At 63.9% G+C, this 23117-nt stretch carries 16 protein-coding genes; 10 read left to right on the top strand and 6 right to left on the bottom strand.

What is annotated here, in order from left to right:
• Nucleotides 1-7: 7 nt before the first annotated feature.
• On the bottom strand, nt 8-2833 hold the full coding sequence (locus tag AB4Y40_RS30695; protein ID WP_368691057.1) for a 2-oxoglutarate dehydrogenase E1 component: 2826 nt from the start codon (nt 2831-2833) through the stop codon (nt 8-10).
• 311 nt (nt 2834-3144) lie between these two features.
• On the opposite strand from AB4Y40_RS30695, the gene AB4Y40_RS30690 reads away from it, so the two are divergent.
• Complete coding sequence (locus AB4Y40_RS30690) at nt 3145-4110, top strand: GlxA family transcriptional regulator (RefSeq protein ID WP_368691056.1); 966 nt, start codon at nt 3145-3147, stop codon at nt 4108-4110.
• Nucleotides 4103-4669, top strand: coding sequence for a G/U mismatch-specific DNA glycosylase (gene mug / locus AB4Y40_RS30685; RefSeq protein ID WP_368691055.1), 567 nt, complete (start codon nt 4103-4105; stop codon nt 4667-4669). Before AB4Y40_RS30690 ends, mug begins: the two co-directional genes overlap by 8 nt.
• Here the strand turns inward: mug and AB4Y40_RS30680 are convergent.
• Nucleotides 4655-5677, bottom strand: coding sequence for a LysR family transcriptional regulator (locus tag AB4Y40_RS30680; protein ID WP_368691054.1), 1023 nt, complete (start codon nt 5675-5677; stop codon nt 4655-4657). The genes mug and AB4Y40_RS30680 overlap by 15 nt on opposite strands.
• A gap of 503 nt (nt 5678-6180) precedes the next feature.
• Here AB4Y40_RS30680 and AB4Y40_RS30675 point away from each other — a divergent pair.
• From AB4Y40_RS30675 to AB4Y40_RS30660, 4 genes are all read left to right on the top strand, one after another.
• Nucleotides 6181-7806, top strand: a complete 1626-nt coding sequence (locus tag AB4Y40_RS30675; RefSeq protein ID WP_368691053.1) for an MFS transporter — start codon at nt 6181-6183, stop codon at nt 7804-7806.
• Nucleotides 7807-7818: 12 nt separating this feature from the next.
• On the top strand, nt 7819-8907 hold the full coding sequence (locus tag AB4Y40_RS30670) for an HlyD family secretion protein (protein WP_368691052.1): 1089 nt from the start codon (nt 7819-7821) through the stop codon (nt 8905-8907).
• Nucleotides 8904-10436, top strand: a complete 1533-nt coding sequence (locus AB4Y40_RS30665; protein ID WP_368691051.1) for an efflux transporter outer membrane subunit — start codon at nt 8904-8906, stop codon at nt 10434-10436. Before AB4Y40_RS30670 ends, AB4Y40_RS30665 begins: the two co-directional genes overlap by 4 nt.
• 286 nt (nt 10437-10722) lie before the next feature.
• Nucleotides 10723-12240, top strand: coding sequence for a CoA-acylating methylmalonate-semialdehyde dehydrogenase (locus AB4Y40_RS30660; protein ID WP_368691050.1), 1518 nt, complete (start codon nt 10723-10725; stop codon nt 12238-12240).
• Between the two features lie 103 nt (nt 12241-12343).
• Here the strand turns inward: AB4Y40_RS30660 and AB4Y40_RS30655 are convergent, their stop codons facing one another.
• The 4 genes from AB4Y40_RS30655 to AB4Y40_RS30640 all read right to left on the bottom strand — a co-directional run bounded on the left by AB4Y40_RS30655 (nt 12344) and on the right by AB4Y40_RS30640 (nt 15772).
• A complete protein-coding gene (locus AB4Y40_RS30655) occupies nt 12344-12733 on the bottom strand; it encodes a nuclear transport factor 2 family protein (RefSeq protein ID WP_368691049.1) in 390 nt (129 codons plus the stop codon).
• Nucleotides 12711-13721, bottom strand: coding sequence for an LLM class oxidoreductase (locus AB4Y40_RS30650; protein WP_368691169.1), 1011 nt, complete (start codon nt 13719-13721; stop codon nt 12711-12713). Before AB4Y40_RS30650 ends, AB4Y40_RS30655 begins: the two co-directional genes overlap by 23 nt.
• Nucleotides 13722-13859: 138 nt before the next feature.
• Nucleotides 13860-14759, bottom strand: a complete 900-nt coding sequence (locus tag AB4Y40_RS30645; protein ID WP_368691048.1) for a LysR family transcriptional regulator — start codon at nt 14757-14759, stop codon at nt 13860-13862.
• A 92-nt stretch (nt 14760-14851) separates the two neighbouring features.
• A complete protein-coding gene (locus AB4Y40_RS30640; protein ID WP_368691047.1) occupies nt 14852-15772 on the bottom strand; it encodes a LysR family transcriptional regulator in 921 nt (306 codons plus the stop codon).
• A 142-nt stretch (nt 15773-15914) separates the two neighbouring features.
• Between AB4Y40_RS30640 and AB4Y40_RS30635 the strand changes: the two genes are divergently transcribed.
• The 4 genes from AB4Y40_RS30635 to AB4Y40_RS30620 all read left to right on the top strand — a co-directional run bounded on the left by AB4Y40_RS30635 (nt 15915) and on the right by AB4Y40_RS30620 (nt 22993).
• On the top strand, nt 15915-17144 hold the full coding sequence (locus AB4Y40_RS30635) for an MFS transporter (RefSeq protein WP_368691046.1): 1230 nt from the start codon (nt 15915-15917) through the stop codon (nt 17142-17144).
• Between the two features lie 75 nt (nt 17145-17219).
• Nucleotides 17220-20408, top strand: a complete 3189-nt coding sequence (locus AB4Y40_RS30630; protein WP_368691045.1) for an efflux RND transporter permease subunit — start codon at nt 17220-17222, stop codon at nt 20406-20408.
• Nucleotides 20398-21576: an efflux RND transporter periplasmic adaptor subunit gene (locus AB4Y40_RS30625; RefSeq protein WP_368691044.1), complete on the top strand. Its 1179-nt coding sequence runs from the start codon at nt 20398-20400 to the stop codon at nt 21574-21576. Before AB4Y40_RS30630 ends, AB4Y40_RS30625 begins: the two co-directional genes overlap by 11 nt.
• Nucleotides 21569-22993, top strand: coding sequence for an efflux transporter outer membrane subunit (locus tag AB4Y40_RS30620; protein ID WP_368691043.1), 1425 nt, complete (start codon nt 21569-21571; stop codon nt 22991-22993). Before AB4Y40_RS30625 ends, AB4Y40_RS30620 begins: the two co-directional genes overlap by 8 nt.
• Nucleotides 22994-23117 lie beyond the last annotated feature (124 nt).

The raw sequence follows: 23117 nt of genomic DNA, 5'->3' as shown, positions 1-23117 counted from the left end.
GCGCCCGTTACCCCGTGAACGCCTGTTCGACCAGCGCGGCTTGCCGCGCGACGTGCGCCGAATGGTAGCCCGGCGCGGTCGATGCACCGGCGTCGGGACCGGCGTAGGCGAGCTTCGCGCCCGTTGCCAGGAGCTCGCGCAGCTGCGGCTCGACGAAACTCCATGCGCCCTGGTTGCGTGACTCTTCCTGACACCAGACGACCGTCTTCAGGTTGGGATAGCGCGCGAGTTCGGCGGCCAGCTGTTTTGCGGGAAACGGATAAAGCTGTTCGACGCGGATGATCGGCGTGTCGGTCGCGTCCGCGCGGCGATGCTCGAGCAACTCGAAGTACACCTTGCCCGTGGCCACGACGACGCGCTCGACGCTGGATGCCCGCGACGCCTCGACCTGCATATCCGGCAGAACCTCGCGGAATGCGCCCTCGCTCAATTCGTCGAACGTGCTGATTGCTTCCCGGTGACGCAACAGCGACTTGGGCGTCATGACGACAAGCGGGCGGCGATCGGCGGCGAGCGCCTGCCTGCGCAGCACATGGAACAGCTGCGCGGGCGTGGTCGGCTGGACGACGCGCATGTTGTCCTGCGCGCTCAGCTGCAGATAGCGTTCGAGCCTCGCCGATGCATGCTCGGGTCCCGCGCCTTCCTGCCCATGAGGAAGGAAGAGCGTCAGGCCGCTGCGTTGCCCCCATTTGGCGGCCGCCGCCGCGATGAACTGGTCGATCACCACTTGCGCGCCGTTCGCGAAGTCACCGAATTGCGCTTCCCAGATCACCAGCGCATCGCGGTTCACCGTCGTATAGCCGTACTCGAATGCGAGCACCGCCGCCTCGGAGAGGATGGAGTTCGTCACGCTGAAGCGGCCTGGCGCGTGGTCACTCGCATCACCGAGATGATCGAGCGGAACGTAGACGCCATCCGGCCGGTTCATGCGTGTTTGATCGTGCAGCGCGGCGTGACGATGATTGAACGTCCCGCGCGCGCTATCTTGCCCGCTCAGTCGAACGCTGATCCCATCGGCGAGCAGCGAAGCGAAGGCCAGATGCTCGCCCATGCCCCAGTCGAGCGGCCGTTTTCCCGAGGCCATTTCCTGGCGCCCGGTCATCATCTTCTTGACGAGCGGATGCAGCGCCAGGCCTTCGGGAACGGTCGAAATCTGCTGCGCCAGACTGCGCAGCGCTTCCGTCGACGGGGTGGGGTGAGAAGCCGCGTTCGCCGCTTCCTCGCGTGAAGAGGCCGCGTCGGAGCCGTCGGTTTCGTTCGCTTGCTTGAGCCGTTGACGCCGCTCGCTGACATAGCCCTCGGCTTCTTCGGCGGTCAGCACGCCTTGCTGAATCAGCTTCTGCGCATAGCGTGTTCTCACGCCGGGATGACTGGCGATCGCGCGATACATCAGCGGCTGCGTGATGCCCGGCGTGTCCTGTTCCTGGTGGCCGTATTTGCGGAAGCACACGAGATCGATGACCACGCTGCGCTTGAACGCGGTGCGATAGTCGAGGGCAAGGCGCACCGCCATCGCCACGGCTTCGGGGTCGTCGCCATTCACATGCAGGACGGGCGCCTCGATCATCTTCGCGACGTCCGTCGTGTAGAACGTCGAACGCGTGTCGCGCGGATCGGAGGTCGTGAAGCCGATCTGGTTGTTGACGACGATATGCAGGGTGCCGCCCGTGCCGTGGCCGCGCGTATAGGAGAGGCTCAAGGTTTCCATCACGACACCCTGGCCGGACATCGCCGCGTCGCCGTGAATCTCGACCGGCAGAACCTCGACGCCGTCCGCGCTGCCGAGGAGCTCGCCCTTGGCGCGAGCCATGCCTTGCACGACCGGGTTGACGATTTCCAGATGCGAGGGGTTGAACGCGAGCCTCACTTCGACCGGCCCGTCAGGCGTATCGACCGAACTCGTAAAGCCCTTGTGATACTTCACGTCGCCCGCGGGCAGTCTTTCGGGATCCTTGCCATCGAACTCGTCGAACAGCGCGCGCAACGGCTTGCCGACGATATTCACCAGAACATTCAGGCGTCCGCGGTGCGCCATGCCCATCACCACCGCGCGCAGATTTTTCGAAGCCCCGTAGCGGACGACTTCGTCGAGCAGCGGAATCAGCGCTTCCGCGCCTTCGAGCGAGAAGCGCTTTTGCCCGACATAGCGTGCGTGAAGGTACTTCTCGAGGCCTTCTGCCGCGCTCAGGCGTTCCAGCAGCCGGCGTTTCTCGGCGGCCTGCAGCGACGGCCTCGCCCGCGTGGATTCGAGCTGCATCTGCCACCAGCGCCGCTGTTCGGCGTCGGTGAGATGCATGAACTCGGCGCCGAGCGTACCCGTGTAGGTTTGCTTCAGCGCCGCGACGAGTTCCTTCAGCGTGGCGTCGTCGTCGAACAGGAACGTGTCGGCGGTGCTGAAGGTCGTCGCCATGTCCGCGGCCGTCAGGCCGTAGTAAGCCGGGGTCAACTCGGCGTAGGCGCGCGGCGGCGTCCACATCAGCGGATCGAGATCGGCCGTGCGCGTGCCGATCATGCGGAACGCGGCGATCAGCGACTGTACCGCGACCTGCTTGCGCGCGAGGCCGAGGCCGGCGTCATTCGCGAGGGTGGTGTCGGCATGAACGATCGCGTGCGGCGGCCGCTTCGCAAGCTCGACGAAGCTGGAAATGACGGGGGCGTGCGGTTCGTCGTCGCGATCGCTGCCGTCGATAGCGGGCGTTTCGCGCAGTTCATCGAACCACGCCCGCCATTCACCGGTGACCGCATCCGGGTCAGCCAGGTAAGTTTCATATTGCTCTTCGACGTAAGGGGCGTTGCCCCCGAAGAGGAAAGAGCTCTGACGTTCTTTCAACATGATGAATCCGCCTTTGGTCGGTGTGCGGTTCAATGTGGGGCGCAACACGTGGAGTGACGGCGATAACGCCTTCCGGTCCGCCCGGGTTGTTTGCCCAGCCGCAGTCGTGAACACAGTCTAGTTAGGCGGGGCAGCCGGCGAAATGCGCGCGTGGTGCCGCCGCCTGCCAACTAGTGGACGTTTTGGGCCACGCTGCCGATTTGTTACACCGACGCAAAATACTTTTTCCGGGGACAGACTGCATGCGCTAACGACGATGCGTTAAGCTGCGCCACGGTCCTGGTTGGGACACCACCTCTGAAGGTCACGGCATGAAAGTCGCCATTGTTGTATTCGATGGTGTGCAGGCGCTAGATGTTGCAGGCCCACTCGATGTGTTCGCCGAAGCGAATACGTTCCTCTCCGAGCATCAGCGCTACGAGGTGACGCTCGTCGGTCGCGAGGCGGGCGCCGTGACCTGCTCGAACGGCATGCAACTGGCGGTCTCGCGTGGCTATGCCGACAGCGACGTGCAATGGGACCTGCTGCTCGTAGCCGGAGGCCCGCAGTTGCCCGACGTCCATCCGTCGAACGAGTTTCTGGCCTGGCTGCAAAACCAGGCGCGCAGCGCGAGCCGCTTTGGTTCGGTGTGCAACGGCGCATTCGTGCTCGCACATGCGGGGCTGCTCGACGGCAAGGAAGTGACGACCCACTGGTCGGATGCCGGCCGTCTGTCTAATGAATTCCCGCACGCCAATGTGCAGCCGGACCGCATTTTCGTGCGCGACGGGCGGCTGTTTACGTCGGCGGGCGTGACCGCGGGCATCGATCTGTGCCTCGCGCTGGTGGCGGAAGACTGGGGACACGAACTGGCGGTGCGGGTGGCGAAGCGGCTGGTGGTGTATATCCAGCGCGAAGGCGGTCAGTCGCAATACAGCCCGTATATCGGCGCCGGCAAGGACGAGGACCCCATACTCAGCAAGGTGTATCGCTACGTGAGCGAACATATCACCGATACGCTTTCGATCGAGGCGCTGGCGAGTGCGGCTGCCGTGAGCCGGCGCACCTTGTCGCGCATCTTTGCGAAAAACGCCAGGGTGACGCCCTCCGTATTCGTCGAGCAGGTTCGCGTCGACACGGCGAGGAAACTCCTCGAGGATACGGATGCGCCGCTCAAGACGGTCGCATTCAAATGCGGTTTTCATAGCGCCACGCATATGCGCACGACGTTCTCGCGGCGCCTCAACGTCACGCCAAAACAATATCGTCTGCGATTCCGCGGGGAGGCGAGTGCATAGCGACGATTCCCTGGCGGAACCGGCAAACGCCAATTCCGCGCCATTTCTTCCCGATATCATCGCGCCCGGCTTGTCGGTCTTGTTTTGTGGGATCAATCCGGGCATGCGTGCGGCGGCCACGGGGCGCCACTTCGATGGCAGAGGGAACCGCTTCTGGCGTGTGCTCCATCGTGCAGGTTTTACGCCGCAGGAGTTTCGCCCCGAGAACGACCGTGAGTTGCTGCAGCATGGCTTTGGTCTGACTACGGCGGTCTCGCGCGCGACGGCACGCGCGGACGAGTTGTCGAGAGCGGAGATTCAGGCCGCCGCGGCGCAATTCGAGCTGAAGGTTCAACACTACGCGCCGCGGTTTATCGCCTTTCTCGGCAAGATGGCGCTTGCCGAAATGTCCGGCAAGCGGGATATCCAGTGGGGTTTGCAATCCAGCAGGTTCGGCGGCGCGCAGGCGTGGGTGCTGCCGAACCCGAGCGGCTTGAATCGCGCCTTCAGCCTCGACGCGCTGGCGAGCGCGTACCGCGAACTTCGTATTGCGGCTCAATTGTCATCAGTTGCCGAGTGAATGAACAAGCGGTTGTAGATATGGGGCATGCGCTTCGGAATGCCTCGTGGCGAGTTCGCGATTGCCTTGACATGGAACGCATTCGCCTTCGCTCGTCAATCCGCTCGCACATTGAAGATAGGTGTTGTTGCGCAGCGTTTCGGTGACGAACTCCACGAAGGAGCGGATCTTTCCACTCGTCCCGCGCCGTTCGACATGAAGCAGGCTGACCGGCGTCGATTCGGGCTCGTAGGCCCGCAAAATCGGCACCAGATTTCCGGAAGCGACTTCGCTTGCGGCCTGATAAGACAGCAACTGCGTGATACCCACGCCGTCTTCCGCGGCCGAAATGGCGGCGGGCGCCAGATTCACGATCAGGCGCGGCTGCAGCCGCACAGGAATCTTTGCGTTATTTTCGTAAAACGTCCACTCGAGCGGTTGGGAAACGCCGGTAAAGGAAACGCAATGGTGGCCGGCCAGGTCTCGCGGATGCATGGGCTCTCCATGCGCGGCGAGATAAGCGGGCGACGCGAAGGTCTGCCGCCGCACGGACCCCAGGCGCACCGCGAATGTCGACGAGTCTTCGAGATGACCAATCCGTATGGCGATATCCACGCCTTCTTCGAGCAGGCGCGTGGGACGATCGAGGTAAACAGCGTTCACGCTGACGTCGGGATAGCGCATCGTGTAGGCGTTGACGAGCGGCGCGATGAAGCGCTGGCCGAGTTGCACCGGGGCTGTAATCGTGAGCGTGCCCACCGGGTTGGCGAGATCCGTGGCGATATGCGACTCAGCATCGCTGATGCCATCCAGCAGCTTGCGGCAGGCTTCAACGTAAGCGACACCCGCGTCCGTGGGCCGGACCGAGCGTGTCGTACGCGCGAGCAGCTGCGCGCCCAGGCGCGTTTCGAGCGAGTTGACCGCCCGCGAGACCGCCGCGCGCGACAAGCCGAATTTATCGGATGCGGCGCTGAAGCTGCCGCGTTCGACGATGGCTACAAACACCTCCATCTCACGTAATCTGTCCATCTTGACTTCCCAATCTGAATCTCTTGCAAACGGAAAACAACAGTAAAAACCGTTTGGCGTCTACCGTTGCCGGTTCGTTTTCAAACCTTCGTTAATCGCGTCTATCGCGATCAATGTGCGGCCTGAATGCCTACGTCGCGATTCTAAGCATCGTGTGCCGTCTGGTATCGCCGTACGACCTCAATTGGCCCAAAAGCGTGCAGAAATGACCCGCGCGTAATCAGACAGGTTTGCGTCGACGCAGCGCATACGCGCCGGGCAGATCACGACCGGACGGCCTGGCAAAATTCTCGTACTAGATGGCCCAAAATCAAACCAGGCGAGACTTTAAGAAATTGGGTTCATCTCTGACAATAAAGCCGTCAGTGAACAGCAACAATGCGCGGCGAAACCGGAGGTGTGGTCATCGCATGGCGTGAGGATGCAGGACGCTGAATTGCCTCACAGTGAACTAGCCACATCAAACAGTACAGCTAACGAAACCCGGGAAGTTGCTGATCGCCATGACCACTGCGAACCCTTTGACGACTGGAACGGAAGCGGCAACGGCCCCACAGGCGCTGGAACCACGCGCTGTGCGCGAAGCCGCGGCGCCGGCGCAGCCCGCCCCCGCGCAGGTGGCGTTCACGGGGCGCATCGTGGTGGGCCTGCTCGGCATGTTGTTCGCTTCGTTGCTGGCCATCCTCAACGAACAGGTGACCGCGGCAGCAATGGCCGATATCCAGGGCGCGTTCCTGATCGGGCATGACGACGGGACGTGGCTCACCTCGCTCTTCGAAGCCGCCAACGTCGCGACGATGGTGTTCGCCCCCTGGTTCGGCATCACCTTTACGCTCAAGCGCTTCACGATCGGCGCCGTGCTCGCCACGATGTTGTTCGGGTTGCTGTGCCCGTTCGCGCCGAATCTGGCGACGCTCTATGTCCTGCGTATCTTCCAGGGCATCGCGGGCGGCTGTCTGCCCCCCATGCTGATCATCGTGGCGCTGCGTTATCTGCCGCCCAGGTTCAAGCTGTATGGGCTCGCCGGCTATGCGCTCACTGCGACCTTCGGGCCGGCGCTCGGCACACCGCTCGCCGCGTTGTGGACGGAGTTCGTGAGCTGGCGCATGGCGTTCTGGCAAATCATTCCGCTCGGCGTGCTGTGCTGTATCGCGATTCAGCAGGGGCTGCCCGCCGATCCGGTCAAGCTCGAGCGCTTTCGCACGTTCAACTGGATCGGGTTGATCACGGGCTTCCCCGCGTTCTCCATGCTCGTGACCGGGCTTTTGCAAGGCGACCGGCTCGACTGGTTCGAATCGGAGTTTATCCGCGTGATGTTGGGCGGCGGCGCACTGCTGCTCGTGGTCTTCCTCGTCAACGAGTGGTTTCAGCCCGTGCCTTTTTTCAAGCTCCAGTTACTCGAGCGCAGGAATTTCACGCACGGCCTCTCGACCTTGGTCGGCACCGTGATCCTGCTGGTGGGCGTCGCCGCTATACCCGGGCAGTTTCTCGCCAAAGTTCATGCGTACCGGCCGCTGCAGACGGCGCCGCTCTCGCTGTTGCTCGCCATTCCGCTGCTGATTACGCTCCCCTTGACGGCGGCTCTGTTGAATACGCGGCGCGCCGATCACCGCTGGGTGATCGCAATCGGTCTGTCGCTGATGTTCACGACCTGCGCACTCGGCAGCTTCATGACGTCCGAGTGGATTCGCGACAACTTCTACGTGCTGCAGGCGCTGCAGATCATCGCGCAGCCCATGGTGATCATGTCGATCCTCATGGGCGTCACGACGGGGTTGCCGCCAACGGAGGGCCCGTTCGCTTCGGCCATGTTCAATACGGTCAAGACGTTCGCCGCCGCCATCGCGACGGGGCTGATCGAGGGCGTAGGCACCGCGCGCGAACATTTCCATTCGAGCATGCTCGTCGACCAGCTGGGCAACCGCGCGCTGGTGACGGGCCCCGGCCTCGACACGTCTTACGCGCTGGGGCAACTCGCGCACCGTATTCACGAGCAGGCCGTCGTGCTGACGTCCGCCGATCTCTACCGGGTGATGGCGTGCGTTGCGCTCGTTCTGCTTCTTCTTGTTCCGGTGCTGCCGGTGCGGATCTATCCGCCGTGGAGCACTACGCCGCCCGCTTCGAAATGAGGTACGTTTTCCATGTCATCGACCAAACCCAACTCCACGCCGTCCAGACTGAAATGGCTTCGTATTGCAGCAGTCGTCGCCGTTGTCGGCGTCGCTGCCTGGGCAGGCACGAAGCTCCTGTCTCACTCCAGTTCGGAATCCACGAACGACGCCTACGTCACCGCGGATTTCACGCTGGTCGCGCCGCGCGTCGCGGGGCAGATCACGGACGTACTGGTGAACGATAATGAGGACGTGAAGGCGGGCCAGTTGCTGGTGCGCATCGACGACCGCGACTATCACGCCGCGTTGATGAGCGCCGAGGCGGAGGTGGTCGGCGCGAAGGCGTCGGTGGCGAACTTCGAAGCGGAGATCGCGCGTCAGCCCTCGCTCGTCGATCAGGCGCGCGCCACGTTGCGCTCCGACGACGCGGCGATCGGCTTCGCGCGGGCCAACGCGGCGCGCTACCAGAATCTTTCCACGGCGGGGGCGGGGACCGCGCAGGAGCAGCAACAGGCTTCGAGCACGCTCGCCGAGCAGCTTGCGCAGCAGTCGCACGATCAGGCGGTGCTGTCGGCCACCCAGCAGAATCTGGACGTCCTGCGCACGGAGCGCGACAAGGCCGCTGGCGCGCTTCAACACGCCGAAGCGGTGCTCGCACAGGCGAAGCTCAACCTCTCCTATACGGAAATTCGCGCCCCCGTCGACGGCAAGGTGGGGCGCCGCTCGGCGCGGGTCGGCGCCTTCGTGACGCCCGGCGCCCCCGTGCTCGCAATCGTGCCGCTTTCGGATGCGTATGTCGTCGCCAACTTTCAGGAGAGCCAGATCACCAACATGCGGCCCGGCGAAAGCGTTCGCGTGACGGTCGACAGCCTGCCCGGCGTCGTGATTCATGGCCGCATCGACAGCCTGGCACCGGCGACTGGCGTGAGCTTCGCGCCGATCGCACCCGACAACGCCACGGGCAACTTTACGAAGGTGGTGCAGCGCGTGCCCGTCAAGATCACGATCGATCGCGGGCAGCCTGCTGCAGCGGCATTGAGCGTCGGGCTCTCGGTGGAAGCCGAAGTGGCCGTTGGCCGGGGCGCAGAAGCGACGGCTGAGGGAGCGGAAAGAAAATGAATACGAGCAAATATGCTAGCCGCGCGATCGTTCTCGCGGTGCTCGCGTGCCTGGCGTTCCTGACCATAGCCGGTTGCACGGTGGGTCCCAATTTCGAACCGCCGAAGTCGCCCACGCCGGAGGTCTTCAACCGCACGCAGACGGCTCAGGCGCCGAGCAAAGCCGTGGAAGGCCAGTTCGGACCGGAATGGTGGACGCTGTTCAACGATCCCGTATTGAACGGCCTCGAAAAGCAGCTCGCCGACGCAAACCTGGACGTGGCAGCCGCCTCCGCGCGCCTGCTGCAAAGCCGGGCCGAGCGCCGCGTAGCGGGCGCAGCCGAATATCCGACGCTCGACGGCGCCGCATCGTACAACCGCGAACGCGGCAGTGAAAACGGCATTCTCTCGCTGCTCGGCGTGACGCCCACGCAGAGTCAGCCGCAGTCGGCCTCCGGCAGCGCGCCGCTCGGCGTGGCGGCGATGCCGGGCTCCAAGGGCTCGCCGGCATATAACCTGTACCAGGTCGGCTTCGACGCGTCATGGGAGGTCGATATCTGGGGCCGCGTGCGACGCAGCGTGGAAGCGGCGACAGCGCTTTCGGCCGCCTCGTATGAGGACCGGAACGCGGTCTTGCTGAGCGCGCGCGCGGAGCTTGCGCGAGACTATATCGAGCTGCGCGACACGCAGGAACTCCTGCAGATCGCGCATCAAAACCTGGACATCGCCAACGACGCGCTGAAGCTCACGCAGGTCCGTGCACATGAAGGCGTGACCACGGATCTCGATGTTTCGAACGCTTCGGCGCAGGTGGAAAATATCGAAAGCCTGATTCCCACGCTCGAATCGCACTCCGAAACGACTATCAATGCCATCGGCCTGCTGCTCGGCGAGGAACCGGGTGCGCTGCGTCAGACGCTTGCTGCAACGCAGGAGGTGCCGGTACTGCCGGCGCAGGTGCCGATCGGCTTTCCTTCCGAACTCGTGCAGCGCCGGCCCGATATCCGCAAGGCGGAAGCCGAACTGCACGCGGCGACGGCGTCGATCGGCGTGGCGAAGGCCGATTTTTATCCGCGCATCATGCTCAATGGCAGCGCGGGCTTTCAGAGTCTTCAGCTTTCGAGTCTGGCCAGTTGGGCGTCCGGGCAGTTCGTCGTCGGCCCTTCCATTACGTTTCCCATCTTCGAAGGCGGTCGCCTGAAAGGCACGCTCCAGCTGCGCGAGGCGCAACAGCAGGAAGCCGCGATTGCCTACAAGGAGACGGTGCTGCGCGCGTGGCAGGAGGTGGACGACGCGCTCGTCACCTACGACGCCGAACAGCGCCGGCGCGACCGGCTGGCCCAGGCCGTGACCATGAACCAGCGCGCGCTTTCGGTCGCGCGGGAGCGGTACAAGGCCGGGGCGCTCGATTATCTCGACGTATTGAACGTGCAGAAGCAGTTGCTCGAAGCGCAGAGCAATCTCGAGCAAAGCCGGGCCACGGCGGCCACGAATCTCATTACGCTTTGTAAAGCGCTGGGAGGGGGTTGGGAGTCGACCTATGGCGGGTAATCGATAGCCCGAATGCGCGCCGCGCCGCAAAGCCATTCGACCCTTCGGGGAGCCACGATTTGCGCTTTGTCGCGATGGCCGGATACGCGCCGGGAATGTCCCCAAACCGTCGCAGCTAGCCCATCGGCTGGGAGCCGTAAAACATAGACTGTTCTCGTCGGCGGTCGATGACTGCCGATCCTGGCGGGGAGTCATGGTGATGCCCGGCCACTTGACTTGATGTGCGCTGTGATGCGGATTTTCTTCGATCCGCGCGCCGCGCCCAAACCCACGAAAGGAAGGACGTATGAGCGAAGCAAACCAGGGCGCGGTGCGCCAACTGAAACATTTCATCGACGGTCAATACACCGCTGGCGTGAGCGGGCGATTCAACGACGTCTACGATCCCGCGCAGGGCCGCATTACCGCGCGCGTGCCCGTTGCGAATACCAATGAGGTTGCCGCCGCCGTCGCGGCCGCCAAAAGCGCGTTTGCGGCCTGGAGCGAAACCCCGCCGCTCAAGCGTGCGCGCCTGATGTTCAAGTTCAAGGAATTGCTCGAGGCGCATCTCGACGAAATCGCCGAACTCATTACGCGCGACCACGGCAAGCTGTTCTCGGACGCCAGGGGCGAAGTGATGCGCGGCATCGAAATCGTCGAATTCGCGTGCGGTATTCCGAACCTGCTCAAGACCGGTTTCACCGATCAAAGCAGCAGCGGCGTCGACAGCTGGAATTTGCGCCAGCCCGTGGGCGTGATTGCTGGCGTCACCCCGTTCAATTTCCCGGTGGTGGTGCCGTGCTGGATGTTCGTCATGGCCGCCGCGACCGGCAACACGTTCATCCTCAAGCCCTCGGAGCGCACGCCGTCGTCGTCGATCCGGCTGGCGGAACTGTTCATCGAGGCGGGCTTCCCCAAAGGCGTGTTCAACGTGGTGAACGGCGACAAGGGCACCGTCGATGCGCTGATTCAGCATCCCGACGTGGCCGCGATGTCCGTCGTCGCCTCCACGCCGGTGGCCGAATATATCTACGCAGAGGGCGCCAAACGCGGCAAGCGCGTGCAGGCGCTCGGCAGTGCGAAGAATCATCTCGTCGTCATGCCCGACGCGAATCTCGATCAGGCCGTCGATGCGCTGATCAATTCGGCGTATGGCTCGGCGGGCGAGCGCTGCATGGCGACCTCGGTCGCGGTGGCGGTCGGCAGCATTGGCGACGAACTGATCGAGCGCCTCGCGCCGCGCGTGCGCGCGTTGCGCATCGGGGCGGGCATGGAGCCCGATCTGGACATGGGGCCGCTGATCAGCGCTGCGCATCGCACCAAGGTGCTGGGTTATATCGATGCGGGCGTCGCCGCCGGCGCGAAGCTCGTGGTGGACGGGCGCGGCCATACCGTGCCGGGGCACGAAGAGGGCTTCTTCCTCGGCGGCTCGCTCTTCGACGACGTGCAGCCGGATATGAAGATCTATCGCGAAGAGATTTTCGGGCCGGTGCTTTCGGTGGTGCGCGTGCCGGATCTCGCCAGTGCCATCGAACTCGTCAATGCGCACGAACTGGGCAATTGCGTCACCCTGTTCACGGCTGATGGCGCCGCAGCGCGCACGTTTACCCGGCAAATTCAGATCGGCATGGTGGGCATCAACGTACCGAGTCCGGTGCCGTCGGCGTGGCATTCGTTCGGGGGCTGGAAGCGCTCGCTGTTCGGCGATCACCACGCCTACGGCGAGGAGGCCGTGCGCTTCTATACGCGCTACAAGAGCGTGACGCAGCGTTGGCCCGACAGCATCGACAAGGGCGCGGAGTTCGCCATGCCCGCTTCGAAATAAGGTAAGCGCGGCGTGAATACGCCGCGCGCTTGAAGATGGCCTGCGCGGTCACGGCCGGCTATCTCGCTTTGCAATTCGCGTAATCGATCTTTCGAAGCGAACGTTAGCTGGCCGTGATCTTCTGAACCCATTGGCTGCGCCAGGCGGGCGCTTCAAAGGATTCCGAAAAATATTGGGTCTCGTGAACGACCTTGCCGTCATGGAATTCCATGATGCTCACGGTGAAAGCGCTTCGCCCCTGATAGGCGATGGTGTATTCGGTCACCCACAGATCGCCTTCGCCCTGCATGCGTCTGACTTCGAAACCGGAAGGCTTGCCGGGATGATGGCCGCGCAGCGCCTGCAGGTTCCTGCGCCCGAGAATGCGCTCGCCCGATTGAGGGTAGTCGCAGATGGCGTCGTCGGCGTAGATGTCGTGTTCGGCTTCGAGATCGCCGGCCGCCGACGCCTGCCAGTGCGCATTGAGCGCTTCACGTAGATTCGCGTGTTGCATGAAACACCTCCGGGATAAAGTACGGCAGCACTTCGCTGTGCAACTCGTCGAGTACGTCGGCATACGGGCGCGGCGTGACTTTCGGATTCAGCGCGACGTGGCTCACGCCCGCTTCGTGCGCCTGCTCCAGAAAATGCCTGAGCGAACGGCTGCCGATGGCGAAGCCGCCCTTGATGGCGCGGAACGGGTAATCGGGCCGCGGATGCAGGTAGAGGTAGCCGCCAAAGGCAACCGGCTTGAAGGCTTCGCGGCCCATCGACCGGGCGACCTGGTCTTTCCAGTTGCGCACGAATGCGTCGAGCGCGGCGGGGCCGGGCACGAAGCCGAGGTAGCCGTCCATATGTGCCGCGATCCATTCGAGGCTTTGCTGTGCCCGGCCGACGGCAATGGCGGGAGTGCGCCCATAAGGCGGCTTCGGCAGCATGTCGAGCGTGCCGCCCGATTTGCCGAAACGGGGCGAGGAAAACACCGGAAAGGGCTGCTCACTCACTGTCCGATAGGTCTCGAACGCGTCGCGAAACCGCTCGCCACGCGTATCGAAGTCGATGCCGAAGACGGGATACTCGGAAGGTCTGTCTCCCGAGGACATCCCTAACAGAAGCCTTCCATTCGTCAGCTGGTCGAGCGAATTCACCTGCTTGGCCAGCAACAGCGGTTCGCGCATCGGCAGGACGATGCCGGTCGTGCCGAGCGCGATTTCGCTCGTCACGGCCGCGAGGCTGGCGATATACACCAGCGGTTCGAAGATCTGGCCCGCATCGCCATACGCAGGATCGTAGAACGGGATGTCGCGCATCCACAGCGCGGCCACGCCCATCGACTCGGCGCGTTGCGCCATGGCGACGTGATCGCGCATGGTCGGGACGGGCGAGTCCGGATGCGTTTCGAGCGGCAGGATCAGTCCGACCGTGAGCGCGTCCTCGCGAAATACGCGGCGCCACGCGGGCTGCTGCGAAAGCGCAGGTTCGACGGGCGCGGAAGCCTTCATTGCGGTGATTGCTGACATATCCATTGCGTTTCGCCTTGCGTTTTCCCATTTGCGAGCCAAGGTTACGCACGAACGACGCTGACAAAAACCACCTGCGATGAACAACAGTTGATACTCGCGCTCAATAACGCGGGAAATTCAGACGGCAGACAGGCGCGCCTTGAGGCGCGGCGACATGAAGTCGAGGAACGCGCGCAGCTTGAGCGGCAGCGGCGTCTGGCCGGCGTGGACGAGATGGATCGGCATGGGCGCCAGCCCGAAGGTTTCCAGCACCAGCTGCAAGCGGCCATCCTGCACGGCGTTCGCGACCTGATAAGACAAAACCCGCGTCAAACCGGTCCCGAGCGTCGCGGCGTCGATGGCCGATTCCGCCGTGTTTGTCACGAGCCGCGCGTGGATCGGCACGTTCTGTTCCGACTTTTCGCCGGCAAACGTCCACGTGCGCGACGAATTGATTCCCTCGAAACCGATGCACGCATGATCGGCGAGATCATCCGGGTTTTGCGGCGTGCCTCGCTCAGCGAGATACGCGGGGCTCGCGCACACCACGGGGCGCGTCTCGCCAAGGCGTATCGCCACGAGGCTGCTGTCCGGCAACTGGCCGATGCGCACCGCAACGTCCACGTGGTCTTCGAGAAAATTGACGTTGCGATCGGTCAGCACGAGGCGGGCGTCGATCTCCGGATAGTGCGCGAGAAATGCCGACATCACGGGGACCACATGCAGCCGGCCGAAGACGACGGGCGCCGTGGCCACCAACGAGCCTTTCGGCGCCGCGTATTCGCCCGTCACGGCGCGTTCGATTTCGCCGATGTCCTCGAGAATGCGCCGGCACGACGCGACATAGGCCTCGCCGGCCTCGGTGAGCGAGAGGTGCCGGGTGGTGCGATGAAGCAGACGGGTTTTCAGGTGCGCTTCGAGATCGCCGACCTTGCGGCTGACTGTCGCCAGCGGCTGGCCGAGCCGCCGGGCTGCAGCTGATAAGCTGCCTGCATCGACGACTGCGACCAGGATGGACATCCCTTCGAGACGGTCCATGGTCTTCTCGAGAACGGGAAGGGAGAATCCCGATGTTAGCGGATTTCTTCCGGCGCGAGCGCGCAGCGCCTTTGCGTGGGCGGCTCAGGCCTTCACGCGGTGACGGCGTTGACCAGTTCGCCCGCGGTGCGCTCGCGCAGGCGCGGCGACGCGAAGTCGAGGAACGCGCGCAGCTTCAGCGGCAGGGGCGCTTGCCCCGCGTGCACGAGATTGACGGGCAGCGGCGCCGCTTCAAACGCGTCGAGCACGACGCGCAGTTCGTTGGCGCGAACGGCGCGAGCAACCTGGTAGGACAGCACGCGTATCAGCCCCACGCCGAGGATCGCGGCTTCGATAGCGGCGTCCGCCGTATTCACGGCAAGCCGCGAATGAACCGGCACGGACTGCTCCGACTTGCCGGAGCCGAAAGACCACGCGCGCAGCGACGCGAGCGCCTCGAAGGTAATGCATTGATGGCCGGCCAGGTCCGCGGGTTCGGCGGGCACGCCATGCTTCGCGAGATAGGCGGGGCTGGCGCAGATGACCCGGCGCACCGTGCCCACGCGCGTCGCGATCAACGTGCTGTCGGGCAGCGCGCCGATGCGCACCGCGACGTCCGCATGTTCATCCATCAGATGAACGACGCGATCGGTCAGCAGGAGATTGATGTCGATCTCCGGGTACTGCGCGAGAAATTCCGCCACCACCGGCACCACGTGCAAGCGGCCGAACGCAACGGGCGCGGTGACCACGAGTTCGCCTTTAGGCGCGGCGTATTCCCCCGTTGCAGCGCGCTCGGCTTCGCCGATGTCTTCGAGAATGCGCCGGCACGCGGCCACGTATGCGGCGCCGGCTTCCGTCAATGAAAGCTTGCGCGTCGTGCGGTGAAAGAGGCGCGTCTTCAGGTGCGCTTCCAGTTCTCCAACCTTGCGGCTGACCGTGGCGAGCGGCATGTCGAGACGCCGCGCAGCAGCCGAGAGACTGCCCGCGTCGGCGACCGAAACGAGGATGGCCATGGCTTCGAGGCGATTCATGGACCCTATCAAATAGTGGAAGGATGAATCTTGATCGTGAGGGATTCTCTTCGTAAATGCAAGCGCGTAACGTTCGACCTCAATCTGGATCGCGGCAATTCGCTGCAACGACCGGAGAAATTCAACGAACAAGGAGGTTGTCGTGAGCGGCTTACCCAGCACCCGAGAAAGTGCAGCTACGCCCGCCGTCGCATCGCGCGGCAAGATCGTCATGATGGCGATCATCGCAGGAGCAGTGATCACAAACATCTATTGCACGCAGCCGATTCTGCCGCTGATCGCAGCGGGCCTGCGGGTCAATATCACGGCGGTCGATTTCGTCGCCAGCGCCGCGTTGCTCGGCTTCTCGACCGGCCTCGCGCTGCTGCTGCCGCTTGGCGACCGCTTCGACCGGCGCAAGCTCGTGCTCACGCAAATCGCGCTCGCACTCGTTTTCGCGGCGACAGCGGCGGCCGCGCCCGGCATCGGGTCGCTGATCGCGGCTTCGTTTGCGGTCGGCATCGTGAGTTGCGTGCCGCAGCAGCTCGTGCCGTTCGCCGCCGTCATGTCGCTGCCGAGCGAGCGCGGGCGTAACGTCGGCACCGTCGTGAGCGGCATCATGGTCGGCATCCTGGTCGGCCGCACGATCGCGGGTGTGATCGGCGCGGCGTGGGGTTGGCGTGCGGTGTACGGCGCGGAAGCCGCGTTCATGGTGCCGGTTTTCATCGCCGCCGCTGCGCTGCTGCCCAAGGGCGTGCCGTCGACGAATCTTTCGTATGGGCGTCTGCTCGCTTCGCTGTGGCCGCTCGTTCGCGACAATCGTCCGATTCGCGAATCGATGATCATCCAGGCGTTGCTGTGGGCCTGTTTCAACGCCTTCTGGGTCAATCTCGCCGCGCTGCTCAAGAGCGGGCCGTGGCACCTCGGCAGCGCGTGGGCGGGCGGCTTCGGCATCATCGGCGCGGCCGGCGCGTTCGCCGCCTCGCTGGGCGGCAATGCCACCGACCGCGTGGGTTTCCGCAAGGTCATCGGCGCCAGTATCGGCATCGCGACGCTTGCCTACGTGCTTCTCTCCGGCGCGGCCACGTCGCTCACGCTGCTGATCGTGGGCGTGATCGTGCTCGATATCGGCGTGCAGTCAGGTCTCGTTTCCAACCAGACGCGCGCTTTCTCGGTCGATCCGAAAGCACAAGGCCGCATCAACAGCCTCTATATGACGGCCACCTTTTTCGGCGGCGCGGTCGGTGCGACGGTCAGCGGCTGGCTCATGAGCCGCTTTGGCTGGTCGGGCATCGTCGCCTTCGGTGTCGCACTCGGCATCGTGGCTGCCGCTATCCACTGGATCGGTGCGCCTCGCGAGTCCGCAGGCCGGATCCCATCAAACGCAGATTGATTCAAGGCATCGAGCATCTGCTTGCTGGAATCCGCCGCGGTTAGGGGCGATGCCAGCTTCAATACTGGAATTATCATGATTGGCATCGTGCGCATTGCGCTGAAACGGCCTTATACCTTCGTTGTGCTGGCCGTGTTTATCCTGATCGTCGGCGTTCTGTCGGCGTTTCGTACCCCTACGGATATTTTCCCTTCGATCAATATCCCGGTGATTAGTGTGGTATGGCAGTACACGGGGCTTTCGCCCGACCAGATGGAAGGTCGCGTGATGGCCCCGTACGAGCGGGTGTTGACGACCACCGTGAACGGCGTTCAACACATCGAGGGCACCTCGCTGACCGGCTACGGCATCGTCAAGATCTTCTTTCAGCCTGGCACCAATATCGGTACCGCGAATGCGCAGGTGACCGCCATTTCGCAGGAGATTCTGAAGCAGTTGCCGCCCTCGGCGACGCCGCCGTTCATCATCAACTACAACGCTTCGACGGTTCCGATCATCCAGCTCGCGCTGTCGGGCAAGGGGCTCTCGGAACAGAATCTGGCGGACCTCGGCAAGAACCAGTTGCGGCCGATCCTCGCGACGGTGAATGGCGCTGCGATCCCGTTTCCGTTCGGCGGCAAGGACCGGCAGGTTCAGATCAACATCAAGCCGTCCGAACTCGAGGCGCGCTCCCTGTCGGCCGAAGATGTGCTCAATGCGCTGATGGCGCAGAACCTCGTGACGCCGGTCGGCACCGAAAAGATCGGCAACTACGAGTACACGCTGCAACTGAACGATGCGCCCGAGACGATCGCGGCCATTGCGAACCTGCCGATCAAGTCGGCCAACGGCACCGTTGTGCACATGCATGATGTCGCCGACGTGACCGACGGCAGCCCGCCGCAGCCCAATATCGTTCACGTGGAAGGCAAGCGTTCGGTGCTGCTCACCGTGTTCAAGAACGGTTCGGCATCTACCTTGTCGATTATCGGCGGCATTCGTCAGAAGGTTGCCGATGCGAAGGCCTCGTTGCCCGACGCGCTGCAGATCGATGCGATTGGCGACCAGTCGATCTTCGTGCGCTCTGCAATCAAGGGCGTGGCGCGCGAGGGCTTGATTGCCGCATTGCTCACGAGCGTGATGATCCTGCTGTTCCTGGGGAGCTGGCGCTCGACGGTCATCATTGCGACTTCCATTCCGCTTGCGATTCTCGGCTCGATCTCCGTGCTCTCCGTGCTCGGCGAGACGCTCAATATCATGACGCTGGGCGGGCTCGCGTTGGCGGTGGGCATTCTCGTGGACGACGCCACCGTGACCATCGAGAACATCAACTGGCACCTGGAGCAAGGAAAGGACGTCGAAAGCGCGATTCTCGATGGCGCGGCACAAATCGTGACGCCCGCATTCGTCTCGCTGCTGTGCATCTGCATCGTGTTCGTGCCGATGTTCTTCCTGAATGGCGTGGCGAGGTTCCTGTTCGTGCCGATGGCCGAGTCGGTGATCTTCGCAATGATTTCCTCGTTCATTCTCTCGCGCACCCTCGTGCCGACGATGGCGAAGTACCTGCTGAAGTCCCATGCGCATGAGCAGGGACACCACGAGTCTGCCAGCGTGTGGGCGCGTTTTCACCGCGGATTCGAGCAGCGCTTCGAGCGCGTGCGTGCGAACTATGCGGCGATGCTCGAACGGGTGCTGGAGCGCCGCCGTACGTTCGTGATCGGCTTCTTTGCGTTCGTCGTGGTGTCGTTCGCGTTGATGCCGCTGCTCGGGCGCAACTTCTTCCCGGACGTCGACGCGGGCCAGATTCTGCTGCACGTGCGTGCGCCCGTGGGGACGCGTGTGGAGCGAACTGCCGAGATCTTCGCCGAGGTGCAAGCGCAGGTGCGCGCGACGATTCCGCCGTCCGAACTGGGCACCGTGGTGGACAACATTGGTCTTTCCACCAGCTCCATCAATACGGCCTACAACAACACGGGCACGATCGGCCCGCAGGACGGCGACATTCAGATCTCGCTGAAGGAGGGCCATGGGCCCACGGCCGCCTACGTGCGCAAGCTGCGTGAATCGTTGCCGCGCGCGTTCCCCGGCGTGACGTTCTCGTTCCCGCCTGCGGACATCGTGAGCCAGATTCTGAACTTCGGCTCGCCCGCACCGATCGACCTGCAGATTCGCGGCAACAATCTGCCGGCCGACTTCGCCTACGCGAACTCGCTGCTGCGTCAGATCCATCACGTGCCCGGCGTCGTCGATGCGCGCATCGAGCAGTCGCAGGCCAATCCGCAATTCAATATCGACGTCGATCGCGACCGCGCTTCGCTTCAAGGCCTCACCGAACGCGACGTGACCAATAGCCTCGTGGTGCACATGGCGGGGTCGAGCCAGATCGACCCGACCTACTGGCTCAATGCGGCCAATGGCGTGGAGTATTCGATCGTGCTCCAGACGCCGCAATACAGCGTGGATTCGCTCTCGTCTCTGGTGAATCTGCCCGTGAGCGGCGGGGCCGAGGCCAACGACGGGCAAATTCTCGGCGGCGTGGCGAGCATTCACCGCACGGCGAGCAACGAAGTGGTGAGCAACTACAACGTGCAGCCGATGGTCGAGGTGTTCGCCACGACCCAGGGCCGCGATCTCGGCGCCGTCGCCGCCGACATTCGCCACATGGTTTCGGCCAATGCCAAGGCAGCGCCCAAGGGGGCGAAGGTCGTTCTGCTGGGCCAGGCGCAGACGATGAACAACGCCTTCGGCGGCTTGTCGTTCGGGATTCTGGGCGCCGTGGTGCTGATTTACCTGCTCATCGTCGTCAATTTCCAGTCGTGGTCCGATCCGCTCGTGATCGTGGCGGCCTTGCCCGGCGCGTTGGCCGGCATCGTCTGGATGCTGTTTGCGACGGACACCACGCTCTCGGTGCCCGCACTGACTGGCGCAATCATGTGCATGGGCGTGGCCACGGCCAATTCCATTCTGGTGGTGAGTTTCAGCCGCGAACGTCTGGCCGGACACGGCGATGCGTTCAAGGCGGCATTGGAAGCCGGTACGACCCGGTTCCGGCCGGTCCTCATGACGGCACTCTCGATGATCATCGGCATGGCGCCGATGGCGTTGAGTCTTGGCGAGGGCGGAGAGCAAAACGCGCCGTTGGGCCGAGCGGTGATTGGCGGGCTGGTGTTCGCCACTGCTGCAACGCTTTTTCTCGTGCCCGCTATTTTTTGCATGATCCACTCGCGTCGGGGTCGCACATCGACGGCCGCGCAGCTTACCGGAGATTCGATCCATGTCCTCTGAACCCACAACGCGCGCCGCGCTCGCGCAGCGTCAGCTCTCCTTTACAGGCATTGTCGGCGGTGCGCTCGCCGTCCTCATCGTGGTTGGTGGCGTCTCGCTTCGCATGAAGCATGAGCATCAACTCAAAGACTGGACCGAGGCGCAGGCCGTGCCGTCCGTGAATGTCGTCGTGCCCGCCCCGGAGGCGCCGGGCGGCTCGCTGGACCTGCCCGGCAGACTCGAGGCCTTCGAAAGCGCGCCCATCTACGCACGCGTGAGCGGATACCTGAAATCGTGGAGCGTCGACATCGGCACGCCGGTGAAGGCCGGCCAGACGCTCGCCGAGATCGAGACGCCTGAACTCGATCAACAGTTGATTCAGGCGAAGGCCGACCTCACGAGCGCGCAAGCCGACGCTGCGCTCGCGAAAACGACGGCTGCACGCTGGCAAAGTCTTCTGGACTCCGATTCAGTGTCGCGCCAGGAGGTCGATGACCGCACGCAGGACTATGTGGCGAAGCAGGCGCGCGTCGCGGCGGCGCAGGCCAACCTCGACCGGCTGGTCGCGACCAAGAGCTTCGCGCGAATCGTTGCGCCGTTCGACGGCGTGATCACCGCGCGCAACACGGACGTGGGCGCATTGATCAATGCGGGCGGCGGTACGGGGCCGCAACTGTTTTCCGTATCGAGCGTGGACAAGCTGCGCGTATACGTGCGCGTGCCGCAGGAATACGTGCCGGCGGTCAAGCCGGGTGGCACCGGTAGCTTCACCGTACCGGAGTATCCCGGCAAGACGTTCACCGCCACGGTGGTGGGTCTGGCGGACTCGGTCAACGCCGCATCGGGCACGTCGCTCATCCAGTTGATGGTCGATAACCCCGGTCATCTGCTGTTGCCGGGCGACTTCGTGAATCTGCACTTTGCGCTGCCGGCGCGCGCCAACGCACTGCGGGTGCCGGCCAGTGCGCTGATATTCGACAACCGGGGGCTGCGGCTCGCCACCGTCGATCGCAGCGACACCGTTCACTTCAAACCCGTTTCGATCGTGCAGGACCTCGGCAACGCGGTCGATATCGGCTCGGGGCTGGCGCCAAGCGACCGCGTGGTCGATGCGCCGCCCGATGGGCTCGTCGAAGGCGACCACGTTCAGGTGATCGCGCCAACGGCAAAAGGTGGCAAGCATGACTAAGTATCTGAAACTGGCGATGCTGGTGAGTGCCGTGGCGCTCGCCGCGTGCTCGCTCGCGCCGCACTACGAGGTGCCCGAAACGCCCGTGGCGGCGCAGTACCAGACCCAGGGGCCGTGGACCGTCGCGAGCCCCGCGGACCAGCTCGACCGCGCGAGATGGTGGAAGCTGTACAAGGAGCCCGAACTCGACGACCTCGAGCAGCGGCTGATCGCGAATAACCCCGACCTGAGCGCGGCGCTGTTTCACTATGAGCAGTCGCAGGCGTACATCAGGCAGGTCAAGTCGCAGATGTATCCGCAGGTTTCCGCTGTGGGCAATGTCCAGCGCGATCGCGAGTCGGACACACGGCCGTTGCGCAGCCCGACTGGGCCGACCGATTACAACTCCGCCACGCTCGGTGTCGCAGTCGACTACGAAGTGGACCTTTGGGGGCGCGTGCGCGATTCCGTTGCCGCAAGCAAGGACGAAGGGCAGGCGTCGAAGGCGGATCTCGCGTCGACGCAGCTGAGCCTCGAAATCGAGCTAGCTCGAAGCTATATCGATCTGCGCGGTCTCGATCAGCAGATTCAGCTGATCGAGGGGACCCAGGCCGCGTACCAGAAGGCGCTCGACTTGACCCGCAACCGCCACGGCGCGGGCATCGTCTCGGGTCTCGACGTGGCGCGCGCGAGCAACCAGTTGTCATCGGTCCAGTCCGAACTTACTCAGCTCAGAGCGAGGCGCGCATTGCTCGAGCACGCGGTGGCGGTGCTGGTCGGCGCGTCGCCTTCGGAGTTCCAGCTCGCGCCGAGTACCGATTCGATCGCGTTGCCCGTGATTCCGGTCGGGGTGCCGTCGACCTTGTTGCAAAGGCGGCCTGACGTCGCCGCAGCCGAGCGGCGCATCGCGGCGGCCAATTCAAAAATTGGTGTGGCGCGCGCGGCGTACTTCCCGACGCTCACGCTCAGCGCGCAAGGCGGCGTGCAAAGCTCGGTGCTCGGCAATCTGCTCAGCCTGTCCAGTTCGTACTGGGCGATCGGTCCGTCGCTGGCGGTGTATCTGCTGGACGGCGGCAAGCGCCACGCGCAGCTGGATTCGGCGAAGGAGGCCACGGCGGAGGCCGGCGCACGCTATCGCAGCGTGGTGCTGGCGTCGTTCCTGCAGGTGGAGGACAACCTCACGTTGCTCGACGATCTGGGCACCGCGACGAATCAGCAGCAGGACGCTGCCCGTGCCGCCCAGACCGCGCTCAACCTGGCGCTCGCGCGCTATCAGCGCGGCGCGGTGAGTTACCTCGATGTGGTCGAGGCGCAATCGGCCGAGCTGGAAGCGCAACGCAGCGTCATCGCGCTGCGCACGCGGCAACTCGATGCGAATGTCGACCTCATTCACGCGCTCGGCGGCGGCTGGACCACGGATGACCTGAAGGCCGGTTGAATTCCTTGAATGACCGCCTCGTGCCGCCGGTTTGGGTTACGCGATGTAAAGAGTGAATTGAGGCGAACCTGGTTGGTGGCATGGGGCGTTGATCCTATAGTTATCGAGACTGGTTCTCCAGACA

It is taken from the genome of Paraburkholderia sp. EG287B, assembly GCF_040965595.1.
GTDB lineage: Bacteria > Pseudomonadota > Gammaproteobacteria > Burkholderiales > Burkholderiaceae > Paraburkholderia.
The sequence above is the reverse complement of the archived record's forward strand: the minus strand, read 5'-3'. Positions and strand labels throughout refer to the sequence as shown.